Below are 5041 nucleotides of genomic sequence, written 5' to 3'. Positions count from 1 at the left end.
CGCGAGGACGGCCGCGGCCGAGCGAAGACCGCGTCCCGGGTGCACGGATCGATCCGTGAACCCGGGACGCGGTCCCGTCCCCGGCCCGACCGACCCATCGGTGGCTCCGGAAAACGGAAAAATGCCGGTCGAGAAGGATCTCGACCGGCACTTTCCCTGAGCCCACAGGCTCACAGCTGGTGTCCGAGGGGGGACTTGAACCCCCACGCCCGATAAAGGGCACTAGCACCTCAAGCTAGCGCGTCTGCCATTCCGCCACCCGGACCGGGTGTCGTCCTCGCGGCTTCCGATCTCTCGTCCGTCGCGCTGACAGATGTAACTGTAGCAAAGATCGGCTTGAGCTCCCAAAACGGCTCCGGAACGGGCGGACGTGCTGGTGGCGGGGCCGGCGGCCGGGGCCGGGGGCGGTCTGTGGCGGGGGTGTGACCAGCGGGTTTCGGGGGCGTGCGGGGGGTGGATCGTGGTCGAGGGCTGGGGGAGGATGGGCGGACGTGCTCGTACGGCCCGGGTGCAGGTCCTGGGGGTGGCGCGCTGGCGCGTCGGTGCGGGCCCAAGACGAGGAGTGACCGTGAGCGAGCGGAGCGAGTCGGCGGCGCCGAAGGTGACGGCTGAGTCGGAGGTCGCCGAGATCTGTCGCGATCTGATCCGGATCGACACCAGCAACTACGGGGACGGCTCCGGTCCGGGCGAGCGCAAGGCAGCCGAGTACGTGGCCGAGCAGCTCGCGGAGTTCGGGATCGAGCCGCAGATCTTCGAGTCGGCCAAGGGGCGGGCCTCGACGGTGGTCCGGATCGAGGGCGAGGACCGGTCCCGCCCAGGCCTGCTGATCCACGGCCACACCGACGTGGTGCCGGCCAACGCCGCGGACTGGACGTACGACCCCTTCGGCGGCGAGATCGCCGACGGCTGCGTCTGGGGGCGCGGCGCGGTCGACATGAAGGACATGGACGCGATGACCCTCGCCGTCGTCCGTGACCGCCTGCGCACCGGCCGCAAGCCCCCGCGCGACCTGGTGCTCGCCTTCCTCGCGGACGAGGAGGCCGGCGGCACCTACGGCGCCCGCTTCCTGGTGGACAAGCACCCGGAGCTGTTCGAGGGCGTGACCGAGGGCATCGGCGAGGTCGGCGGCTTCTCCTTCACCGTCAACGACCAGGCCCGGTTCTACCTGGTGGAGACGGCCGAGAAGGGCATGCACTGGATGCGCCTGACGGTCGAGGGCCGGGCCGGGCACGGCTCGATGTCGAACGACGACAACGCGATCACCGAGCTGTGCGAGGCCGTCGCCCGGCTCGGCCGCCACAAGTTCCCGCTGCGGATCACCCCGAGCGTGCGGGCCTTCCTGGACGAGCTGTCGGACGTCCTCGGGTACCGGCTGGACCCGGAGGACATGGACGAGGTGGTCCGCGTGCTCGGCGGCATCGCCAAGATGATCGGCACCACGTTCCGCAACACCGCCCAGCCGACCATGCTCGGCGCCGGCTACAAGGTGAACGTGATCCCCGGTCAGGCGACCGCCCACGTGGACGGGCGCTTCCTGCCCGGCTACGAGGAGGAGTTCCTCGCCGAGCTGGACAGCGTGCTGGGCCCGCGCGTGAAGCGGGAGAGCCTGCACTCGGACCGGGCGATCGAGACCGACTTCGACGGCGCGCTGGTCGAGGCGATGCAGACCGCGCTGCGTGCGGAGGACCCGATCGCCCGGGCGGTGCCGTACTGCCTGTCGGGTGGGACGGACGCCAAGTCCTTCCAGGACCTCGGCATCCGCTGCTTCGGCTTCGCGCCGTTGCAGCTGCCGCCGGAGCTGGACTTCGCCGGGATGTTCCACGGCGTGGACGAGCGGGTGCCGGTGGACGGGTTGAAGTTCGGCGTCCGGGTGCTGGACCGCTTCATCGACGCCTGCTGATCGATCGAGGCCTGCCGATCGACCGGTGCCTGCCGGTCGATCTCGGCTCCCGCTCAGACTGATCAGGCGACTGGGTCGGCCCGCTCCCGGACTGCCGGGGGCGGGCCGACCGCATTGTCGGAGCGCATGATTGTGGGACGGGTGGAAAGCGGTCAACAGAAACGATTCTGCTTGTAATTCCTCGCCGAGCATCTGTGCGAAGGATCACCGTTGCGGGTGAATGGGAAATCTGTTCCGTACCCCGTTTGCCGCAGCGTCGTTCATTCCTTTGCAGCCCGCCGAACGGGTTGCGTTGTCCATACAGGAGGAATGATGAAGGTCAAGAAGATCGCCGCTGTCGCCGCCGCCACCGGTGGCCTGGTGCTCGCCGCCGCCGGTGTGGCGTCCGCTCACGGCGGTGCCGCTGCCGATGGTGTGGCCGCGGGCTCCCCGGGTGTCGTCGCGGGCAACCAGGTCCAGGTCCCGGTCCACGTGCCGGTGAACCTGTGCGGCAACACCGTCAGCGTGATCGGCGTGCTGAACCCGGCGTTCGGCAACCACTGCGCCAACTTCTGAGCCGATCTCCGGGCCGCTGAGGCCCGTTGAGCCGGGCTCGGTACGGCCCCCGGGCGGCGGACGCGCCGCGCCGGGGGCCTTTGCGTGTCGGGTTCGACAAGATCGAACGCCCCGATCACTCGATCGGGTGAAGCTGCTTCGTTCGGCTCAACCTCCCCGTTGGCCTCTCGTTAACTCCTGTGCAGTCAAAGGCCTTGCGCGATTTCCGGATATTCGGAAATTCCGACTTTCATACGGGTTCATGCCAAGGTCGCCACGCCGTCTCGAAACGTCAGGGGAAATCATGAGGAATGTAGCCAAGAAGGGGATCCTCACTGCCGTGGCCACCGGCAGCGTGCTGGCCTCGACCGCCGGCTACGCCTACGCGGGCGCCGAGGCGCAGGGAGGTGCCGCGGGATCACCGGGTGTCGCCTCGGGGAACTCGGTGCAGGTGCCGGTCGAGGTGCCGATCAACGCCTGCGGCAACACGGTCGACGTGATCGGCGTGCTGAACCCGGCGTACGGCAACCACTGCGCCAACGCCTCCGGCAGCGGCCGCCACGCCGCCCCGCGGCCCGGCCAGGGCGGCCACTCCGGGGGCAGTGCCGGTTCCGGCGCGGGCGCCACCCGGGGCTCCTCCGCCTCGGGTGCCTCCGCGAGCGGCACCGCGGCGAACTCGCCCGGGGTGATCTCCGGCAACAGCGTCCAGGCCCCGGTGCACGTCCCGGTCAACGCCTGCGGCAACTCCGTGAACGTGGTGGGCGCCGGCAACCCGGCCTTCGGCAACGAGTGCGGCAACGTGGCCCACCCCGCCCCGAAGCCGAGCGACGACTGCCCCGAGGACCACACCCCGCCGCCGTCGACCGGTGGTGACACCGGTACGGGCGGCTCCCGCAACGGCGGCCCGTCGACCGGCGCCATCCCGAGCACCCCGGTCGCCCAGCCGTCGAGCAACGGCGGCACCCAGGTCGTCCCGGCCGCCGCCCACACCAACTCCCCGGCCGCCCCGGCCGCCCAGAGCGTCGCCGCGAACGGTGAGCTCGCCCACACCGGCGCCGGTGGCGTCGAGATGCTCGGCGCCGCCGGGCTCGCGCTGCTGATCGGTGGCGGCGTGCTCTACCGCCGGGCCCGCGCCGGCGCCCGCTGAACCGTCCGAGCCCGCTGAGCCCGCTCGTGGGGCCCGTCGACGGACAGAGTTGAACAGCTGAACACCTGAACAGATGAACGGACGCACCTGCGGCCGCCCGGTGAACGGGCGGCCGCAGGTGCGTGAAGGCTCGGCGTGTGCCGCCCGTCACCAGCTCCGGATCTGCCGGATGATCCGCCGCTTGAGTCGGACCGTCCGGCTGCCGTCGGGGAACAGTCGCAGCCGGTCGAGCTCCCAGTGCCCGTACTCGGCGTGCTCGGTGAGCAGTTGGCGCGCCGCGTTGCGGGTGGTGCCGCGCGGCATGCGCAGCGACTGGTACTCGTACTCCGGCTGCCGGACCGGCTTCGGTGGGGTCAAAACGCTCCTCCTGAGGATCACCTGCACGCAAGCCTACGGCCTGCCCCGGACAGTCGGCCCGGGTATTTCCGGCCGTCCTCCCGTCCCGGTGCGGCGGTTCGACGGCTCCCGGCCCGGAGGCTCGTCTGACAGTGCATCAGTTCTGTTGCTGCTGTGGAGGGGATACCCCGATACCGGCGCGCGAAGCGGTATCCGGACGGCCCCGCCGGGCCGGGTGCACGCCCTCTGCGCCCGTCCCGCGCCGGTCCCGACGGGGGACAGAACACCCTGAATCGGACATCAGGGGGGAAGTTGCGGTGAAATCGCGGGTGTAGGTGACAACCGCTGTGCGTACCGGCGCTGCGGGGAGATAGCGTCTGCACCATGTCTGATGCCGCGCAGCCCACCATTGCCGAGGTACGCGCCGCCGCTGAGGCGGTCAAGGCCGCCATCGACCGTCATCTGGAAGCGGTGTCAAGCCCCAACGCAGCTGATGATCCCGCCGTCTCCGCTGCCTACGAGCAGCTCGCGACGGCGGCCATCGCCTACGACCAACTCCTGTACGAGGTCTACGACGAGGTCACCCCGTTCGAGATCCCCGGCGACGAGGGGCCGGGCGGTTACCACGGCCCGGAACAGCCCGAGGCGATCAGCGTGCTGATCCGCCGCGACTACCACGTGGTCGACCCCAAGCGGCTGCGCGCGCAGGCCGAGCGGCTCGACGAGTCGCTGACCCCGGGTGGTGCCGGCGGCGTGAACTCCGCGATCGGCGTGCTGTTCGGCGAGTACGAGCCGGACGAGATCGCCGCCCGCAGTGAGGAGTTCGGCCTGGAGGAGGCGGACTCGACGCTCTGGGTCGCGGCGGCCGAGCCGACCGAGCCGGGGGAGTGGCTGCCGGAGCCCTTCGAGCACGCCGACCCGCAGTTGCTGATCTGCCGGTTCGACGTGAGCGAGGTCTACGACGACGAGGACCCCGACGACTGACATCGGACGAACGTGCGAGGGGGGGGGGCCGGGCCGCGGGGCCCCCCCCCCCCCGGGGGGGGGGGGGGCCCCCCGGGGGGGGGGCCCCCCCACGGGGCCCCGGGGGACCCGCCGGTCGCCCCGAGCCCGGGGGGGGGCGG

Annotated in this window: 5 protein-coding genes and 1 tRNA gene; 4 read left to right on the top strand and 2 right to left on the bottom strand. The window is 71.2% G+C overall.

Translation table 11 applies throughout. The features are described 5' to 3' along the window. Positions 1 to 177: 177 nt before the first annotated feature. Positions 178 to 265: transfer RNA gene (locus tag ACIQWA_RS24370), tRNA-Leu, on the bottom strand. A 303-nt stretch (positions 266 to 568) separates the two neighbouring features. On the opposite strand from ACIQWA_RS24370, the gene ACIQWA_RS24365 reads away from it, so the two are divergent. The 3 genes from ACIQWA_RS24365 to ACIQWA_RS24355 all read left to right on the top strand — a co-directional run bounded on the left by ACIQWA_RS24365 (position 569) and on the right by ACIQWA_RS24355 (position 3581). Next, on the top strand, positions 569 to 1900 hold the full coding sequence (locus ACIQWA_RS24365; RefSeq protein ID WP_360246117.1) for a M20/M25/M40 family metallo-hydrolase: 1332 nt from the start codon (positions 569 to 571) through the stop codon (positions 1898 to 1900). Positions 1901 to 2212: 312 nt separating this feature from the next. Then, entirely contained in the window at positions 2213 to 2455 is a 243-nt protein-coding gene (locus tag ACIQWA_RS24360; RefSeq protein ID WP_402485714.1) for a chaplin, read from the top strand. A gap of 283 nt (positions 2456 to 2738) precedes the next feature. After that, positions 2739 to 3581: a chaplin family protein gene (locus ACIQWA_RS24355; RefSeq protein ID WP_402485663.1), complete on the top strand. Its 843-nt coding sequence runs from the start codon at positions 2739 to 2741 to the stop codon at positions 3579 to 3581. A 147-nt stretch (positions 3582 to 3728) separates the two neighbouring features. On the opposite strand, the gene ACIQWA_RS24350 is transcribed toward ACIQWA_RS24355, so the two are convergent. Further along, positions 3729 to 3938 (bottom strand): DUF5703 family protein, encoded by a 210-nt coding sequence (locus tag ACIQWA_RS24350; RefSeq protein WP_350517275.1) that lies wholly within the window; start codon positions 3936 to 3938, stop codon positions 3729 to 3731. Positions 3939 to 4301: 363 nt separating this feature from the next. Here ACIQWA_RS24350 and ACIQWA_RS24345 point away from each other — a divergent pair, with 363 nt between their 5' ends. Next, positions 4302 to 4901, top strand: coding sequence for a hypothetical protein (locus tag ACIQWA_RS24345; protein ID WP_360246125.1), 600 nt, complete (start codon positions 4302 to 4304; stop codon positions 4899 to 4901). Positions 4902 to 5041 lie beyond the last annotated feature (140 nt).

It is taken from the genome of Kitasatospora sp. NPDC098652 (genome assembly GCF_044760155.1).
Lineage (GTDB): Bacteria > Actinomycetota > Actinomycetes > Streptomycetales > Streptomycetaceae > Kitasatospora.
This window is presented reverse-complemented; position numbering and strand designations above follow the sequence as displayed.